This window comes from Microbacterium sp. JZ70 (assembly GCF_053903225.1).
In genome coordinates, this window is the sequence record NZ_CP096405.1 from 1,227,224 (window position 1) to 1,244,594 (window position 17,371).

The 17,371-nt window shown below is 69.8% G+C and carries 13 protein-coding genes and 1 tRNA gene; 10 read left to right on the plus strand and 4 right to left on the minus strand.

Annotated elements, in window-relative coordinates; translation table 11 throughout:
- Nucleotides 1–11: 11 nt before the first annotated feature.
- Nucleotides 12–102, plus strand: a tRNA-Ser gene (locus M1D46_RS05495).
- A gap of 153 nt (nucleotides 103–255) precedes the next feature.
- Here the strand turns inward: M1D46_RS05495 and M1D46_RS05500 are convergent.
- A complete protein-coding gene (locus tag M1D46_RS05500; RefSeq protein ID WP_456286870.1) occupies nucleotides 256–462 on the minus strand; it encodes a hypothetical protein in 207 nt (68 codons plus the stop codon).
- A complete protein-coding gene (locus tag M1D46_RS05505) occupies nucleotides 459–1,580 on the minus strand; it encodes a LacI family DNA-binding transcriptional regulator (RefSeq protein WP_456286871.1) in 1,122 nt (373 codons plus the stop codon). Before M1D46_RS05505 ends, M1D46_RS05500 begins: the two co-directional genes overlap by 4 nt.
- Nucleotides 1,581–1,670: 90 nt before the next feature.
- On the opposite strand from M1D46_RS05505, the gene M1D46_RS05510 reads away from it, so the two are divergent.
- The 7 genes from M1D46_RS05510 to M1D46_RS05540 all read left to right on the plus strand — a co-directional run bounded on the left by M1D46_RS05510 (nucleotide 1,671) and on the right by M1D46_RS05540 (nucleotide 8,325).
- Nucleotides 1,671–2,531, plus strand: coding sequence for an ABC transporter substrate-binding protein (locus tag M1D46_RS05510; RefSeq protein ID WP_456286872.1), 861 nt, complete (start codon nucleotides 1,671–1,673; stop codon nucleotides 2,529–2,531).
- Between the two features lie 63 nt (nucleotides 2,532–2,594).
- The gene (locus tag M1D46_RS05515; RefSeq protein WP_456286873.1) at nucleotides 2,595–3,383 is read left to right on the plus strand and encodes an amino acid ABC transporter permease; all 789 of its coding nucleotides are present in this window, start codon (nucleotides 2,595–2,597) and stop codon (nucleotides 3,381–3,383) included.
- Nucleotides 3,380–4,150 (plus strand): amino acid ABC transporter ATP-binding protein, encoded by a 771-nt coding sequence (locus M1D46_RS05520; RefSeq protein WP_456286874.1) that lies wholly within the window; start codon nucleotides 3,380–3,382, stop codon nucleotides 4,148–4,150. Before M1D46_RS05515 ends, M1D46_RS05520 begins: the two co-directional genes overlap by 4 nt.
- Entirely contained in the window at nucleotides 4,150–5,235 is a 1,086-nt protein-coding gene (locus tag M1D46_RS05525; protein WP_455968932.1) for a Gfo/Idh/MocA family protein, read from the plus strand. The genes M1D46_RS05520 and M1D46_RS05525 overlap by 1 nt, the downstream gene beginning before the upstream one ends.
- Nucleotides 5,232–6,431 (plus strand): NAD(P)/FAD-dependent oxidoreductase, encoded by a 1,200-nt coding sequence (locus M1D46_RS05530; protein ID WP_455968931.1) that lies wholly within the window; start codon nucleotides 5,232–5,234, stop codon nucleotides 6,429–6,431. Before M1D46_RS05525 ends, M1D46_RS05530 begins: the two co-directional genes overlap by 4 nt.
- Nucleotides 6,428–7,312 carry a PfkB family carbohydrate kinase gene (locus tag M1D46_RS05535; RefSeq protein ID WP_456286875.1) on the plus strand — a complete coding sequence of 295 codons (885 nt, stop codon included), beginning with the start codon at nucleotides 6,428–6,430 and terminating at the stop codon, nucleotides 7,310–7,312. Before M1D46_RS05530 ends, M1D46_RS05535 begins: the two co-directional genes overlap by 4 nt.
- Nucleotides 7,309–8,325, plus strand: a complete 1,017-nt coding sequence (locus tag M1D46_RS05540; protein WP_456286876.1) for an SIS domain-containing protein — start codon at nucleotides 7,309–7,311, stop codon at nucleotides 8,323–8,325. The genes M1D46_RS05535 and M1D46_RS05540 overlap by 4 nt, the downstream gene beginning before the upstream one ends.
- A 176-nt stretch (nucleotides 8,326–8,501) precedes the next feature.
- Here the strand turns inward: M1D46_RS05540 and M1D46_RS05545 are convergent, their stop codons facing one another.
- Together M1D46_RS05545 and M1D46_RS05550 are read right to left on the minus strand one after the other, a co-directional pair.
- A complete protein-coding gene (locus tag M1D46_RS05545; RefSeq protein ID WP_456286877.1) occupies nucleotides 8,502–9,716 on the minus strand; it encodes a Fic family protein in 1,215 nt (404 codons plus the stop codon).
- Nucleotides 9,717–9,833: 117 nt separating this feature from the next.
- The gene (locus M1D46_RS05550) at nucleotides 9,834–10,826 is read right to left on the minus strand and encodes a LacI family DNA-binding transcriptional regulator (RefSeq protein WP_456286878.1); all 993 of its coding nucleotides are present in this window, start codon (nucleotides 10,824–10,826) and stop codon (nucleotides 9,834–9,836) included.
- A 100-nt stretch (nucleotides 10,827–10,926) separates the two neighbouring features.
- Between M1D46_RS05550 and M1D46_RS05555 the strand changes: the two genes are divergently transcribed.
- A complete protein-coding gene (locus M1D46_RS05555; RefSeq protein WP_456286879.1) occupies nucleotides 10,927–12,264 on the plus strand; it encodes an MFS transporter in 1,338 nt (445 codons plus the stop codon).
- Nucleotides 12,265–12,290: 26 nt separating this feature from the next.
- Nucleotides 12,291–17,342 (plus strand): family 78 glycoside hydrolase catalytic domain, encoded by a 5,052-nt coding sequence (locus tag M1D46_RS05560; RefSeq protein ID WP_456286880.1) that lies wholly within the window; start codon nucleotides 12,291–12,293, stop codon nucleotides 17,340–17,342.
- Nucleotides 17,343–17,371: the final 29 nt, after the last annotated feature.

Consider the following 17,371-nt stretch of genomic DNA (forward strand, 5'->3'; position numbering starts at 1 on the left):
AGCTTGTCCGCGGTGACGTGTCCGAGCGGCCGAAGGTGCAACTCTCGAAAAGTTGTGTAGGGTAACCCCCTACCGTGGGTTCAAATCCCACCGTCACCGCCATGCACAAGGCCCCGACTCCCCTGGAAGACACTAGGGGGTCGGGGCCTTTCGCTTGCCTGGGGCTCAAATGCGGGCTATCGGCCAAAAAGAGTGGATGGGTCGGGTGTGTCATCCGCGTCCTGCCCAGCCGGAGCGTCGCAGCGCTCGGCCGGGTCAGGCCTGCTGCAGTGCCGAGGGGACTCCGGAGCCGCCGTCGGAGGCGAGGGCCCCCGGGGCGGGGACCCGGGCGAGCCCCAGGTCGGTGACCTCGACCGTGCTGTGCTGGCTCTTCAAGGCGCACTGCAGAGCGGTGTCGAACTCGTCTTGGTCGAGAGAGGCGCAGTGCGCCATGTTGAAGCCGAGGTTCTCCCATGCCGTCACGGAGCGACCGGCACGGGCCCGTGGGACTCCCGGAGTGTCAGCACCGCGTCGAACTCCTGAGACGACACCGACATGCCGTCGATGAGCCTCAGCGCGGCCTTCGCGGCGGTGACACCGACGTCGTAGATCGGGTGGGTGATGCCGGTGAGCGGGGGATCGCTGATCCTCGCCCAAGGGGAATCGTCGAAGGCGATGACCGACAGATCGTGGGGCACGCGCAGTCCGCGCGCGCGCAGCGCGATCAGCACGTTGAGGGCGACGGTCGCGTCCGAGGCCAGCAGAGCCGTGGGCGGGTCGGCGAGGCCCAGGAGTTCGCCGACGATCGCGTCGGTGTCGGCCTCGCTGACCGCGTGGTAGCGGATCAGGTCGGGGTCGACAGGGATGCCGTTGGCCTGCAACGCGCCGACGAGGCCCGAGAGGCGGTCCGAGACCGACGAGACTGCAGTGTCGAGTCCGTTGAAGCGGTCGCCGTCGGTGGTCAGGGCCGAGATGAACGCGATGCGGCGGTGCCCGTGACCGATCAGCAGCTCGGCGGCCTGAGCCGCAGCCGGCGCGATGCGCACACGCACGCCGACCGACTCCAGGTCGTCGGCCCGGCGGTCGAGGAGCACCAGCGGTCGTGCGGCGTCGAGAACCGCGCGAAGGTGCTCGGTGTCGTACCCGGACGCGGGAGACACGATCATCGCATCGACGCGCTTGTCGAGGAAGAATCGCACGGCGTCGCGCTCGTCGTCCAACCGCTCGGAGGTGTTCGCCAGAACCACGTCGTAGCCAGCGGCCCTGGCCGTGTCGGAGATCCCGCGCAGCGCCACGCTGAAGTACGGGTTCTCGACATCGCCGACGACGACGCCGATCGTGCGCGACCGCCCCGTGTTCATGCTTCGGGCGAGTTCGTTCGGGCGGTAGCCGAGTTCCTCGGCTGCCGAGAGTACGCGATCCCGCACCTCGTCGCTCACGGCGCCGTACCCGCCGAGGGCGCGGGATGCCGTCGATTTGCCGACTCCTGCGCGGCGCGCCACGTCGGCGACCGTGGCCTGTCGGCGAAGCGGGATCGGTGTGGTCATGTGCCTTCCTCCGAAGCGCGATTGACAAGAAGTCAACCATACGATTACGGTCATTGGGTCCGGTCCCAACGTAGCAGGTGGGTCCGGACCCAACGCCTCGATCGTGACCCGTGCGGTCAGGGGATCAGTTCAGAGAGGAACTTCATGAGCGTTTTCGGAATCCGGCGCGGCGCCCTCGCCGCAGCTGCCTTCATCATCGCCGTCGTCCTGACCGCGTGCTCTCCGAGCGCCGGCCCCGAAGGCGCATCGACCAAGGGGGGTGACGACAACCCGTACGGTCTGATCACTCCGGGACAGATCCGCGTCGCCAGCGTCGGCGACCTCAAGCCGTACGCCTTCACCGACGCGAACGGCGAGTTCACCGGCTTCGACGTCGAGCTCTTCACTGACGTCGCCGAGCGCATCGGATACGACGACGTCGTGTTCACCGGGCAAGACTTCGCGGCGATCCTCCCGGCTGTCGCGAACGGCCAGTTCGACGTCGGCGTCGCGGCGATCGGCATCACCGACGAGCGCAAGGACACCGTCGACTTCTCCGACGGCTATCTCGCCGGGTTCCTCACAGTGCTCACCAAGCCCGACTCGGGGATCAAGGATGAGGGTGATCTCGAGGGCAGGCGCCTCGGCGTCGTGCAGGGCACGCTGCAGGAGGCATACGCCGTGAAGAACTTCCCCGACACCGAGCTCGTGCGCTTCCCCGACAACAACGCCGGTGTCTCCGGAGTTAACACGGGCAGCGTCGACGCGCACTTCCTCGACTACGAGTCGGCGAAGTCCTACGCCGAGCAGTACGGCCTCGAGGGTGTGATCGACATCCCCTCGTTCGACGCGCCGGCCGGCTTCGCCATCGCGCCGGGCAACGATGAGCTCCGTGAGGCGCTGAACGAGGCGCTGCGTGCGGCGATGGAGGACGGCACATGGAAGGAACTGCACGAGAAGTGGTTCCCGGGCTCGCCGATGCCCGAGCAGTACCTGCCCAGCGACGAGCAGGGCGAGGGCGAGTAAGCGCCCGACCCGGGTGCGGGGTCTCGCACACCGCAGACCCGGCACCCCGAATAGGAGACCCTCATGGACTGGCTCGACAACATCATCAAGACGTTCCTCGATTTCGACGCGATGCTGCAGGTGCTGCCGCAGCTGCTCGGAACGGGGCTGGTGAACACCCTGGTCATCTCGGTGTTCGCGACAGCGCTCGGCATCGTGATCGGCATGATCCTCGCCGTGATGGGCGTCGCCCGCACCGCATGGCTGCGCGTTCCCGCGCGCATCTACACCGATATCTTCCGCGGCCTGCCCGCGATCCTCACCATCCTGCTCATCGGCCAGGGCTTCGCCCGGATGAGCCAGCAGCTCTTCGGCCCGTCCCCGTATCCGCTCGGCATCCTGGCACTCAGCCTGATCGCCGGCGCCTACATCGGCGAGATCTTCCGTGCCGGCATCCAGGCTGTCGAGCGCGGCCAGCTCGAGGCCTGCCGCGCACTCGGCATGACCTACGGCTCCGCGATGCGACTCGTCGTGATTCCTCAGGGCGTCCGCCGGGTCCTTCCCGCACTGGTGAACCAGTTCATCGCGATCGTGAAGGACTCCTCGCTGGTGTACTTCCTCGGCCTGCTGGTGTCGGAGCGGGAACTCTTCCGCGTCGGCCAAGACGCCGCGGTACTCACCGGCAACCTCTCGCCGCTGGTCCTGGCAGGCGTCTTCTACCTGGTGATCACGGTTCCGCTGACGCACCTGGTCAACTACTTCGACAATCGGTTCCGCACCGGCCGCCGCAAGCCCACCCCGCCCAAGAGCGGCCTCGAAGAGGTCGCGGAGCAGTCCCTCAGCCCGGTCTACACCCGTGGAGAGAACACATGACGTACACCTCCCCCCAGCCCGTCACCGAGGGTCGCTTCTACGAGGGCTCTCGCCTGCAGGTCGAGAACCTCCAGATGGCGTACGGCGAGGTCGACGTCATCAAGGACGTGTCGATCTCGGTCGAGCCCGGCACGACCACCTGCATCATCGGACCCTCCGGCTCCGGCAAGTCCACGCTCCTGCGCGGCGTGAACCGTCTGTACGAGCCCAAGGGCGGCCGCGTGCTGCTCGCCGCCGACGACGCTCTCGCCCTCAAGCCCGACGTGCTGCGCCGCCGGGTCGGGCTCGTCTTCCAGCACTTCAACCTGTTCCCCGACCACACCGCCCTGCAGAACGTGGCGCTCGCACTGCGCAACGTGAAGCGGATGCCGAAGGGCGAGGCCGAGCGCATCGCACTCGCGCGACTCACCGAGGTGGGTCTGGCCGAACGCGCCGACCACCGCCCGCGGGACCTCTCTGGCGGCCAGCAGCAGCGTGTCGCGATCGCCCGCGCACTCGCCATGGAACCCGAGGTGATGCTCTTCGACGAGGCCACCAGTGCCCTCGACCCGGAGCTCGTCAAGGGCGTGCTCAATCTGATGGCCGAACTCGCGCAGCGAGGCATGACCATGCTCGTCGTCACCCACGAGATGGGATTCGCCCGAAAGGTCGCCGACCAGGTCGTCTTCATGGACGAGGGGCGCGTCATCGAGGCCGGCACCCCTGAGCAGATCTTCGACGACCCGCAGAGCGACCGTCTGCGGCTGTTCCTCTCCGAGGTGCTCTGATGGCGGATGCCGTGAACACCCCGATCCGTACCGCGGTCGTCGGCTTCGGAGTGTCCGGACGGGTCTTCCACAGCCCGTTCCTGCAGGCCGACCCGGACTATTCACTGGACGTCATCGTCACCGGCGATGCAGACAGAGCGGCGGATGCCGCGGCACGCCACCCATCGGCATCCGTCGCCGCCTCCGTCGACGACATGCTCGAGCGCGCCTGCGACCTCGACCTCGTCGTGATCGGCACGCCGCCCGCGACCCATGCCGCCATCGCCACCGCGGCGCTGGACGCCGGCCTCGACGTCGTCGTGGACAAGCCGTTCACCGTGAGCTCCGACGAGGGGCGTGCGCTCATCGCGCACGCCGAACGCCTTGGCCGGCGGATCACGGTGTTCCAGAACCGGCGCTGGGACGGCGACTTCCGTACCGTGCGCGAGCTCGTCGAGACCGGGCGACTGGGGGCGGTGCGGCGGTTCGAGTCGCGCTTCGAGTGGTACAAGCCGGAGATCCGCGCCAGCTGGAAGGCTGAGGCGACTGCGGCTGAGGGCGGCGGCATCCTCCTCGACCTCGGAACGCACCTGATCGATCAGGCCGTGCAGCTGTTCGGCCCGGTCGCCGAGGCACGCGCCGAACTCGCCGTGAACCGGCCGGGCGGGCTCGCCGACGACGACGCGTTCGTCGCGCTGCGCCACGAGTCGGGCACGATCTCGCACCTGTGGATGAACTCCCTCGCGCCCCAGTTCGGCCCGCGGTTCCACGTGCTCGGATCCATGGGGGGATACACCACCCGCAGCCTGGACGGCCAGGAGGCGGCGCTGGCCGCGGGGGTCTCGCCAGACGACGACGGCTACGGTGTCACGCCCGCCGAGCGCTGGGGTGTCTTCGGCATCGAGGGATTCCTCGAGCCGCTGCCCACTCTCCGTGGCGACTACGGCGCGTTCTACCGCGCCCTCGCCGGCGGCATCCGACGAGGCGGGCCGCTGCCGGTCGACGCGGCCGACGCCGTCGCGGTGCTCGAGCTCATCGAGCGCCTGCATGCTCAGACGCCACTGCGACGTCCCGCACACACCGACACGAACGAAGGACAACGATGACCAGCCCGCAGCCTCTCCACGTCGCCGTCATCGGCGCCGGGATCCTCGGCACCTCGACCGCCGCGCACCTCGCACGCCACGGCGCACGCGTGACCCTCGTCACCGCGGGGAAACCGGCGGACGGAGCCTCGGGTCGCTCGATCGCCTGGCTGAACTCGTCCGGGGCGCGTTCGACCGAGTACCGTTACCTGCGCCTGCTGGGCCTGGACCGCTACCGCACCTGGCGCGAGCGGCATCCCGAGAGCAGCCGTTATCTGCGCTTCGACGGCGCCCTCAAATGGGGAGGCGAGGGCGAGAGCTTCCGCGACACCTTCGACTACGAGCGCGCCGGCGGCTACGACTCCGTCTGGCTCTCGCGCGAGCAGGTCACCGCACAGATCCCCGAGGTCAACGCGGATGCCGTGTCGGCGGAGGGCGCGATCTACAACAGGGGAGAGGGATGGGTGAACCTGCCCGACCTCATCGCCGACCTCCTCACCCAGGCGGTCGCCGACGGCACCGAGCTCATCGAGGACGCAGGCGACGTGCGCGTCGACGTGCAGGACGGCGTCGCGGTCGGCGTGATCCTGGGCAACGGGGCGCGGCTCGCCGCCGATCGCGTCGTGCTGGCCACGGGAGGCGACGTGCCCGCTCACCTCGCCGCGCTCGGCGTCGTGGTGCCGGATGCCACGCCGGCAGCCTTCGTCGTCATCACCGAGCCGGTAGAGCCTCGCGTCCGCACAGTGCTGAACACGCCCCGCGTGGCCGTGCGGCCGATGCCCGACGGCCGTCTGGTGCTCGACGCCGACTGGGCCGAGAAGTCGATCATCGTCGGCGAGGACGGCGCCCTGACCGTGCCCGAGGAGTCGGTGCAGGGCCTTCTCGACGAGGGGTCGCGGGTGCTCGCCGGAAACCCGACCCTGATCGCGCACCGCGTCGCCGCCGGGCTGAAGCCCATTCCCGGAGACGGCGAGCCGGTGGTTGGTGCGGTGCCGGCGATCGACGCACTCTCGGTGCTATTCACGCACTCCGGCGCGACCCTCGGGCTGATCCTGGGCGAGCTCCTCGCCGAAGAGGTGCTGACCGGCAGGCCGTCCCCCGTGCTGGACGTGTTCCGCCTCGATCGCTTCGACGCGGATGCCGAGCCCACCGAGGTCGGCATCGGCGCGTGGGCTCCCGTGACGAGCGCCCCCGCGGTCGCCGCGGAGAAGCCGTGAGCCCGGTCGTCAGCATCGCCGGCTTCGGCGACAACGTCGTCGACTGTTACGCGTCGGCCGGAACCATGTTCCCCGGAGGCAACACCCTCAACGTTGCGGCCTTCGCCGCCCGAGCGGGGGCGCGGGCCGCGTACTTCGGCCAGGTGGCGGAGGATGCCGCGGGCGAGCACATCGCCCGTTCGCTGGCCGCAGAGGGAGTCGACACGACGTGGCTGCGCCGTGCGGCGGGCCGGACGGCGCACTGCATGATCGGCCACGACGCGCACGGAGACCGCGTCTTCCTGTCGTTCGATCTCGGGGTGTCGCGATTCGCCCCCACGTCGGACGACTTCGACGCCCTCCGGGGGTTCGACGCCGTGCACGTCGGTTCGTCCAGCGGCCTCGACGGGCATCTCGAGGCGTTCGCGAGCCGGACCCGCCTGTCGTACGACTTCGCGACGACCTCGGATGCCGAACACATGGAGCACGTCGGCGGGTTCTGCTTCCTCGCCGTCCACTCCGGTGGCGACCTGGACGATGCGGCAGCGGCCGACCTGCTCGCGGCGAGCGAGGCTTCCGGCGCGCGATGGAGCCTGCTCACGCGCGGCACCAGGGGAGCCGTGCTCAGCCACCAGGGCCGGCGATGGACGGGCGAGGCCCGCACCGATCGCCCGGCCGTTGACACCCTCGGCGCCGGCGACAGCTTCGCGGCGCGGGTGCTCGTCGGCATCCTGCGCTCCGAAGACCCGGCGTCGCTGCTCGCCGCCGCCGCCGACGTCGCCGCCGACACCTGCCAACGACTCGGCGCCTTCGGGCCGGGCATCCCGATCGACCCGACCGTGCTCGCCGGAAGTGGCGCGGCGCACACCCTCGAACCCACCATGATGAAGGAGCACCGATGACCGACGGCACCTATGTCGGACCCACCCCCGTCAAGCCCATCCCCCAGGGCATCCGCCCCTCGCAGAAGCACGCGCTAGCCCGCTGGGACGAGATCCGCGACTTCGTCGCCGGCCTCTCGGCTCTCGACCGCGTCTATCTCGTCGGAGCGGGAGGCTCGTTCTCCGGCCTGCAGGCCGCGCACTACGTGCTCGATCGCGAGTCGGCCATTCCCGTGGTCTCAGTCAACTCCGACGAGTTCTACCACCGCGCATCCCCCGGTGTGGGCCCGGGTGCGTTCGTCGTGACCCTGTCGGCGGCGGGCACCACCGCCGAGACCGTGCGCGCCGCGTCCTGGGCGCAGGAGCGGGGCGCGGCGGCGGTCGCGGTCACCCTCAAGGCCGACGGCCCGCTGGCGCAGGCCGTGGCCACGAGCTTCATCTCGCAGAATGGCGACGGCAACCAGATCGTGCTGCAGTTGCTCGCCCTCGCAGTGCTCGCCCGCGAGGGGCGCGACGTGAGCGCGAAGCTGGACGCCCTCGCGGCTCTGCCGGACGCGACCGAGGCCGCGCTTCGCGGGTTCGAGCCGCTGGCCGCCGCGATCGCCCAGGACATGAAGGACGTCCCCGTGACGTATCTGATCGCCTCAGGCCCCCTGCAGGGGATGGGCAGCACCTTCACGGCCTGCTTCCTGCAGGAGATGCAGTGGATGCACGCGTCGACCATCAACGCCAACGAGTTCTTCCAAGGGCCGTTCGAGGTGTTCGACAAGCAGACCAGGAGCATCCTGTTCCTCGGTGAGGACGAGACCCGCCCCATGGCGGAGCGGGCCGAGCGCTTCCTCGACGAGTACAGCGGCACCACGCACAAGATCGACAGCCGTGACCTGGACCTGCCGGGCGTTCCGGAGGACCAGCGCGGAATCATCGCGCCGCTGGTGTTCTACCCCATGATGTTCCGCCTGGCGGAGAACTACGCGGCTGTGCGCGGCTACGCACTCGAAGGCCGCCGCTACATGTGGCAGTTCGCGTACTGAGAACGCAAGCGGGGCCCGGCCGTCCCGGCCGGGCCCCGCTTCGCTCTGCATTCCGGCGGAGCCGACGCGACAGGATCGACGGCTGGGGACCCACGTCGATCCAACAGGGCGAGATGGGTTCAAATCCCACCGTCACCGCCATCCGAAACCCCCTCCTCGCGAGGGGGTTTCGTCGTTCACTGCATGGCTACCTGGATGCGCCGGTCGAGGTCGTCGAGCTCCGCGAGCAGCTCGGACGCCGCCCAGACGCGGTCTCGCTTGCGACCGGTGATCTCCTCGATGAAGCCCGCCTGCGTGAGGCGCGCGATCGCCTTGTAGGTCTGCTGCTCTGAGGAACCCGATCGGCGTTCGATCTCGGCGGCGCCCATGATGGGGTGGTCGTAGAACGCGGGGATCAACGCGGCCACGGCGGAGCCCGCGCGAGGGCGCAACTCCTCAGCCCATTCGCCCGGCATCGCCTTGATCCGCGCGATCGATTCGCGAGAGCAGATGGCCGCGGCGTGGGCCGATCGTGCGAAGAGGTCGATCAGCGGGGCCGGGTGTCCACGACGGTATTCGCCCAGTGCAGCGAAGTAGTCGTCTCGCCTTGCGAGCAGGCCGCTCGCGAGCGGAACCACGGCATTGCGCGTCACACCGCGCCGACGGAAGACCGCCGAGACCAAGGCCCGTCCGATTCGTCCGTTGCCGTCTGTGAAGGGATGGATGGACTCGAGTTGGGCATGCCCGATCGCGGCCTGCACGAGCACGGGCAGGTCGTCGCGGTTGAGGAAGTCGATCAGGTCGTCCATAAGATCCGGAACACGTTCTGGCACCGGCGGCACGTGAAGCGCGCCGCGAGGAGAGTGATCGCTGCCGCCGATCCAGTTCTGCATGTCACGCAGGCGGCCCGCGTAATCGGCTTCGTGCGGATCGTCGTGCATGAGCGCGCGGTGCGCGACGAGGAGGTCGTCGAGGCCGAAATAGCCGCGCGCCGCGACGTCGGCGATGAGTCGGTGCAACGCGGTGCTCGCGGCGACCATGCTCGAGGCCGACGAGTTCGACCGACTGCCGGCGAGCGCGCGCGCATAGTCCACCGCGCTCGCGGTGATGCGCTCGATCTTGGACGAAGCCACCGACTCCGTCCGGATCATGAAGCGGCTGAGCGCGGCCGAGTGTCCTTCGGCGTCCGTGTCGGCCTGCGCAACCGCGAGCAGAGCCTGTTCGGATATGACAAGCGTCGCGATGGGCGGGACATAGTCGAGCGCCGCGATCCTCGGCGGGACACTCGCGTCCACCGAGGTGAGCATGCGGTCAGCGCGTGTGCCCCCGCGGACGGTCTGTCTCCAGGGCACGGTCTCGAACCCGTGCCGTGGCCAGAAACCAGGGCCGTTGTCGGTCGATGTCTCGTCCACAACCCCGAGTATCGCCTCCACTACTCGTCTTTGACAAGCACAAGGCCGAGCAGTGCTGCAGATGCTCGGCTTTGAGGGGATTCGTCGTGTCGAGGTCGTGCGCCCGGGGCTGTGGCCCTAGGTCGTCTCCCGCTCCACGAGGTGCGCGTCCGTCTCGGGCCCGGCGGCCGGCGGCGTCGATCCCGTGGCGGCGCTGAGGGCGAGCGCGGCGAGGTAGCGGCCGAGTCCGGCGTTGTCGAGACGCACGGTCGACAGGGCCGGCACGACGAGGCGCGCGAGCGGCGTGTCGTCGTGGCCGATGATGGCGAGCCGATCCGGCACGCTGATGTGCGAGCGGACGGCGGCGCCCAGGACCATCGCCGCGATGTCATCGTTGTAGGCGACGATGCCGTCGACGCCGAGATCCATCCAGCGGGCAAGCTCCTCCGCGGCGTTGGCCTCGGTGATGGGGGAGTCGGCGACGAACCCCGATCTCGTCAGCGAGTGCAGCGTGCGGGACGCGAGGTCGCGGCGCTGCATCACGAGGTCTGCGAGTCGTGGGTCGGCCGAGGCCGCGAAGGCCACGCGCCGGCGCCCGCGCGACAGCAGATGCTCGACCTGCAGACGCGGCCCGTCGGCAAAGCCGAGACCTCCTTCGGCAGCCTCATCGCCGCCGGGAAACGGAGGGATGATCTGGTCGACGCCGCTCGCCCGGATCTCGGCGAGCTGCTCCGGCGTGAACGGCGCCAGGCCGATGACGACATCCGGCCGGAGCGTCTCCCAGAGCGGGCGTGCCTGGCCCCCGGGGTGCGGAGTCATCGTCACGAGGGAGTACCCCGCCTCGTCCAGCGCGAGGGACGCCTCGTCGAGGTGGGTCCGCATGCTGTGGTCGAGCGGCCAGTCCGGCAGCACGAGGAGGATGATCCGGCTCTTCCCGCTGGCCAGCGCCCGCGCCGCGGTGTTCGCGCGGTATCCCAGACGGTTCGCCTCCTCGAGCACGCGCGCACGGGTCGCCTCCGGGATGGTCTGACCCGGCGTGTTGTTCAGAACGAAGCCGACGGTGGCGCGCGAGAGGCCGAGTGAACGCGCGACGTCCGCGGCGGTGACTCGCTTCGGTGCGGTTGTCGCCATTCGCTCTCCTTTGGACTTGCGCGCGCTAGTGCACCTACCGTAGCATCCTGGATCAACCACTAGCACGCGCTAGTTTTCCCTCAGACAATGGAGTCTTCCGATGACCCCGACGAACGACGAGCCCCTCGTCACGCCGCTTCCGGCGTCCACTCCCTCTCCCACGGCGAACGCCGTGGAGCTCGACGGAGCAGCGCGCTCCGCTCCCGAACTGCCGAAGGTCGGCCCTCGCTACATCTGGTTCATGGTGCTGGCGCAGTTCGGCGTCTTCATGGCCTTCATCACCCCGCTGGCGATCTCGCTCACGATCCGTGTGAACACGCTCGCGCCCGGTCATCCGGAGTACCTGGGATACATCACGGGCGCCGGTGCGCTGTTCGTGATGCTCACCGCGCCGTTCATGGGCGTGTGGAGCGACCGGACGCGGACTCCTCTCGGGCGGCGACGCCCCTTCATGATCGGCGGCATGGTCGTGGGCGTCGCGTCGCTGGTGGTCATGGCGCTCGCCCCGAACGTGCTCGTCGTCGGGCTCGGCTGGATCCTCGCGCAATGGGGATGGGGTACGGCGCTGAGCAACCTCCAGATCTCCACAGCGGACCGCCTGCCGGAATCCCAGCGCGGCAAGGTCGCGGGGCTGACCAGCTTCGCCACGCAGATCGCGCCCGTCTTCGGTGTGATCCTCGCCCAGTTCTTCACGGGCGACCCGCTGCTGCTCTTCCTCGTGCCGGGCGCGGTCGGAGTCGTCTTCGTCGTGCTGTTCGTCACGCTCGTGCACGAGGACGACAGCCGAGGCCTGCCGAAGGACCCGATCACGGTCCTCCAGCTGCTCTCGAAATACCTCTACAACCCGCGCAGGCACCCCGACTTCTCGTGGAACTGGCTGGGCAGGTTCCTCTTCTACACCGGCATCACGCTGAACACGACCTACACGGCGTTCTTCTTCGCCGACCGCCTCGGCATCGCCGTGGAATCGGTCGCGGGGATCATGGCATCCCTCAGCATGGCCGGAGTGCTCGCCGTGACACTGGGCGCGATCGGCGGGGGGTTCCTCTCCGACCGGCTGAAGCGGCGCCGGCTGTTCGTGCTGATCGGGGGGCTCATCATGGCCGGCGGGATGCTGGCACAGGCATACGCTCCCGACCTCGCTGTTCTCGTCGCCGGTTCGCTGGTGACGTCCGTCGGACTCGGGCTCTTCGCCGCGGTCGACCAGGCGCTGCTTCTGGACGTGCTCCCCGAGCGCGAGACCGACGCCGGCCGGTTCATGGGGATCACCGGGTTCGCCACGTCGATCCCCCAGTCGATCGCGCCGCTCGCCGCGTCCGGGATCCTCCTCATCGGGGCAGAGGGCGGCGACCGCAACTACACGCTGCTGTTCATCGTCGCCGCTGTCTCGGTGATCCTCGCCGGCATCGCCGTCCTCCGCATCCGCTCCGTTCGCTGATCCCTCCTCTCAGAAAGCTCCACGCGATGTCGCTCACCCTCAGTCCCATCCGCTTCGAGCACTCCTCGAACGCCCTCGGAATCGGCCAGCCCCGGCCCCGTCTCTCCTGGGTCGTCACCGACGCGCCCGCCGACTGGTCGCAGTCGGCCTACGAGGTGCAGCAGCGCGACGGTGCGAGTGTGCGCATCGACAGCCCGGACTCGGTTCTCGTGCCGTGGCCGTTCGAGCCCTTGACGTCGCGCGAGCGCAGGGAGATCCGCGTCCGAGTGGTCGACGCGGACGGTTCCGCCAGCGACTGGTCCGCATGGGCGTGCGTCGAGGCCGGACTGCTGGAGCGGTCTGACTGGTCCGCGCAGATGGTCGGGCCCGCCGATTCCGCCGTCGTTTCACCCCTGGTGCGCGGGGCTTTCCGGACCCGCTCGGACAGCGAGGTGGTGCGGGCCAGGGTCTATGCCACCGCCCACGGGCTGTTCCAGCTGGAACTGAACGGACACCGGGTCGGCGACGACGAGCTCGCGCCGGGATGGACCGCCTACGAGTCGCGGCTCCGATACGCCACGTACGACGTCACCGGTCTCGTGCGGGGTGGCGAGAACGCCATCGGCGCGTGGCTGGCGGATGGATGGTGGCGCGGCTACCTCGGGTGGGGTGGCAAGCGGGCCCTCTACGGCGACGACCTCGGCGTCATGGTCCAGCTGGAGGTCCACTACGCGGACGGCACCCGGCAGACTGTCGCCTCCGGGACGGACTGGGTCGCGGGAAGGGGACCGATACACGCCGCGGATCTGTACAACGGCGAGGACTACGACGCGCGCGACTTCGATCCCGCGTGGTCGACGGTTGACGCCGCGACGGACGGCTGGACTCCCGTCGCCGTGCGCCCGCTCGGCGAGGTCGAGCTCTCGGCGCCCGACGGGCCTCCTGTCCGAGTCGTGGAGAGGATCCCCGTGCAGCGGGTGCTCACCTCGCCGTCGGGAGCGACCATCCTGGACTTCGGGCAGAACCTCGTCGGCAGACTGCGTCTCGCCGTCGAGGGTGAAGCGGGCACCCGCGTCACCCTTCGCCATGCCGAGGTCCTCGAAGGCGGCGAGCTCGCGGTCGCGCCGCTGCGCGGAGCGAAGGCGACAGACAGCTACACGCTCGCCGGGGTCGGCACCGAGAGCTGGTCGCCGCGCTTCACGTTCCACGGGTTCCGGTACGCCGAGGTCACCGGCTGGCCCGGCCCGATCGACCCGGAGGCCGTGACAGCCGAGGTGCTGCACTCCGACATGCAGCGCACGGGATGGTTCGAGACCGACCATCCGCTCGTGAACCGCCTCCACGAGAACGTCGTATGGGGGATGAGGGGCAACTTCGTCGACGTCCCGACAGACTGCCCCCAGCGCGATGAGCGATTGGGGTGGACGGGCGACCTGCAGGTGTTCGCGCCCACCGCGACCTACCTCTACGACTCGGCCGGCTTCCTGGTGTCGTGGCTGAAGGATCTCGCGGCAGAGCAGAGGAGGTACGGCGGCACGACCATGGTCGTCCCGGCGATCGTCACCGGCTACACCGGCCCGACGGCGGGCTGGGCCGATGCCGCCACCGTCGTGCCGTGGACCCTGTACCAGGCCTACGGCGACATCGGAGTGCTCGAGACGCAGTTCGAGAGCATGGTCGCGTGGGTCGACGAGGTCACCGCCGCTGCCGGCCCTGACCGGATCTGGAGCGCGGGATTCCAGTTCGGCGACTGGCTCGACCCGACCGCGCCGGCCGACCGCCCCGAACAGGCCCAGACCTACCCCGAGATCGTGGCCACCGCCTACTTCGCTCGCTCCGCCCGGATCGTCGCGGACGCGGCGGCGCTGCTGGGGCGCTCAGCGGACGCCGAACGGTACGGCGCGCTGGCGAGCGAGGTGAAGGCGGCCTTCCACCGCGAGTACGTCTCGCGCTCCGGGCGCCTGCTGTCCGACTCCGCGACCGCGTACTCTCTGGCCCTGACGTTCGACCTCATCGACGACGCCGATGAGCGTCGCCACGCCGCCGACCGTCTCGCGGAGATCGTCGCGGGCAACGGGTACCGGATCCCGACGGGCTTCATCGGCACGCCGATCCTCACCGACGCGCTCAGCGCGAACGGGCACGCCGACACGGCGTACCGACTGCTGCTGCAGACCGAGGCGCCCTCATGGCTGTACACGGTGGAAAAGGGAGCCACGACGATCTGGGAGCGGTGGGACTCGCTCCTGCCGGACGGGAGCGTCAATCCCAGCGGGATGACGTCCTTCAACCACTACGCGTTCGGGGCGGTGGCCGACTGGATGCACCGCGTCGTGGCCGGGCTCGCGGCCGCCGCTCCCGGATACCGGCGGCTTCGCATCGCCCCGCAGCCGCCGCGTCGCGGCCTGAGCTCCGCTTCGGCGACCCTGCACACCCCATACGGAATCGCCTCGGCGGGCTGGGAGCTCCGCGATGGCGGGATCCTGGTCTCCGCCACGATCCCGGTGGGAGTGAAGGCCGAGGTCGTCCTCCCCTCGGGCAGAGCGTTCGAGGTCGCCGCGGGTGAGCACCATTGGCAGGAGCCGTTCGAGGTGGATGCCGAGGTCGGGCGGGTGTACACGGTCGACTCGCGGATGGGCGACATCGTCGACCACAAGCCCGCACTCGACGTGCTCAAGGGCGTCATCGGGAAGTGGGTGCCGGGCGCCGCCGACCACATGTCCGGCGGGCTCCGGGGCCAGGACGACCTCACACCGCGGCAGATCACGGGGATGCTCCCCGATCCGGCGGGGGTGCTCGCCGACCTCGAACGCGGATTCGCCGCCCTGAACGCCGGCGAGCCGATTCCCGCCGACGTGTTCACCGCCCCCGCGCCGATCGCGGCGGACTCGGACCTGCAGGAGAAGGCCATGCTGCTGTCCGGCCGCGACTTCTGGTCGACGCAGGAAGCCGTCGGAGTGCCGTCGATGATCATGGTCGACGGACCGCACGGCGTGCGTCGGCAGGACGGTGCGGTCGACAGCCTCGGCTTCAACGAGTCCCTGCCCGCCACGTGCTTCCCACCCGGGGTCGCGATGGGCTCGGCGTGGGACCCGGAGCTGATGCGCGAGGTCGGGGTGGCACTGGGCGAGGAGGCTCGCGCGCTCAACGTGAACATGATCCTCGGGCCGGCGATCAACATCAAGCGATCCCCGCTCGGCGGCCGCACCTTCGAGTACCTGTCGGAGGATCCGCTGCTCACGGGGGTGCTCGCCACGGAGTACGTCCGTGGGGTGCAGTCCACCGGCGTCGGCACGTCGGTGAAGCACTTCGCCGCGAACAACCAGGAGACCGGGCGCATGCGCGTCAGCGTGGAAGCCGACCAGCGGACGCTGCGCGAGATCTACCTCCCCGCGTTCGAGCGCGTGGTGACGGAGGCCCGGCCGACCTCGGTGATGAGCGCGTACAACGCGATCAACGGCATCTTCGCGTCGGAGAACCGCTGGCTGCTGACCGAGCTCCTCCGCGACGAGTGGGGCTTCGACGGTCTCGTGGTCTCAGACTGGGGTGCCATCAAGGACCGGGTCGAGGCCCTCCGCGCGGGGCTGGATCTCGAGATGCCCGGCACCGGCGACGAGGGTACGGAGGCGATCCTCCGGGCTGTGCGCGACGGCCGGCTCGACCGTGCCGTCGTCGAACAGGCCGCCGCGCGCGTGGCCGCGCTCGTCGACCGAACGCGGCTGCCAGACGAGCCGTCCGCGTTCGACACGGAGGCGCACCACGCGCTGGCGCGGCGCGCTGCGGCGGCGGGCGTGGTGCTGCTGCGCAACGAGGACCAGACCCTGCCCCTGCGCGAGGGCCAGAAGGTCGCCGTCATCGGCACCCTCGCGGTGGAGCCGCAGTTCCAGGGCGGCGGCAGCTCGCATGTCACGCCGACGCGTCTCGACATCCCGCTCGACGAGCTGCGGGTCGCGCTCGGAGAGACGAGCGTCTCGTTCGCCCCGGGCTATGCGGACGACGGAGATCCGGCGCAGCTGCGTGCGGAGGCCGCAGAAGCGGCTGCTGCCGCCGACGTGGCCGTGGTGTTCGTCGGGCTCTCCGAGAAGGAGCAGTCAGAGGGCTTCGACCGTTCGACGATCGATCTGCCACGAGACCATGTGGCCCTCATCGAAGCCGTGGCCGGCCGTGCGCGTCGCACCGTCGTTGTGCTCTCCAACGGCGGCGTCGTCTCACTGGAGCCGTGGCATGACTCCGTGGACGCGATCGTCGAGGGATGGGCGCTGGGCCAGGCCGTCGGCGGGGCTCTCGCCGACGTGCTGACGGGGGCGGTGAACCCCTCCGGCCGACTGGCCGAGTCCATCCCGCTCCGGCTGCAGGACACCCCGTCGTACCTCAACTTCCCCGGCGAGAACGAGGTCGTCCGATACGGCGAAGGGGTCTTCGTCGGCTACCGGTACTACGCCACGGCCGACCGGCCGGTTCGGTACCCGTTCGGGCACGGCCTGTCGTACACGACGTTCGCTCACGACGTCGTCGAACTCGCCGTCACGGGCCCGGACGCGGCGGTCGTGCGGGTCGCCGTCCGCAACACGGGGCAGGCAGCAGGGGCGGAGGTCGTCCAGGTCTACGTCGCGCCCGCACCCGCACCGGTGCGTCGTCCGGTCCGCGAGCTCGCGGCCTTCCGCAAGGTGCATCTCGAGCCGGGCGAGACCCGGACGGTGGAGGTGGCCCTCGACAGGCGGGCGTTCGCCTATTGGGACACGCAGCGCGAACGCTGGCAGGTCGAGCCGGGCGAGTATCGCGTCGAGATCGGCCGATCGTCCGCGGACATCACGACCGCGGCGACCGTCACTCTCGACGGCGATGTCGACCGGCCGGCGCCTCTGAGCCTGGAATCAACGGTCGGGGACTGGTTCGGCCACCCCGTCGTCGGCCCGGCGCTCATGCAGGCCATGGTGTCCGAGGCCACCGCCGAGCAGAGAGCCGCCGCCGAAGACAGCGCAGACATGCTGCGGATGGTCGAGTCGATGCCGATGGCGCAGTTCGCGCGGTTCCCCGGTGTGGAGATCTCCGACGACGCGCTTGACCAGCTCATCGCCCTCAGCCGCTCCGGCAGCTGACGCCTGGCAACCCCACACACCCATTCGTC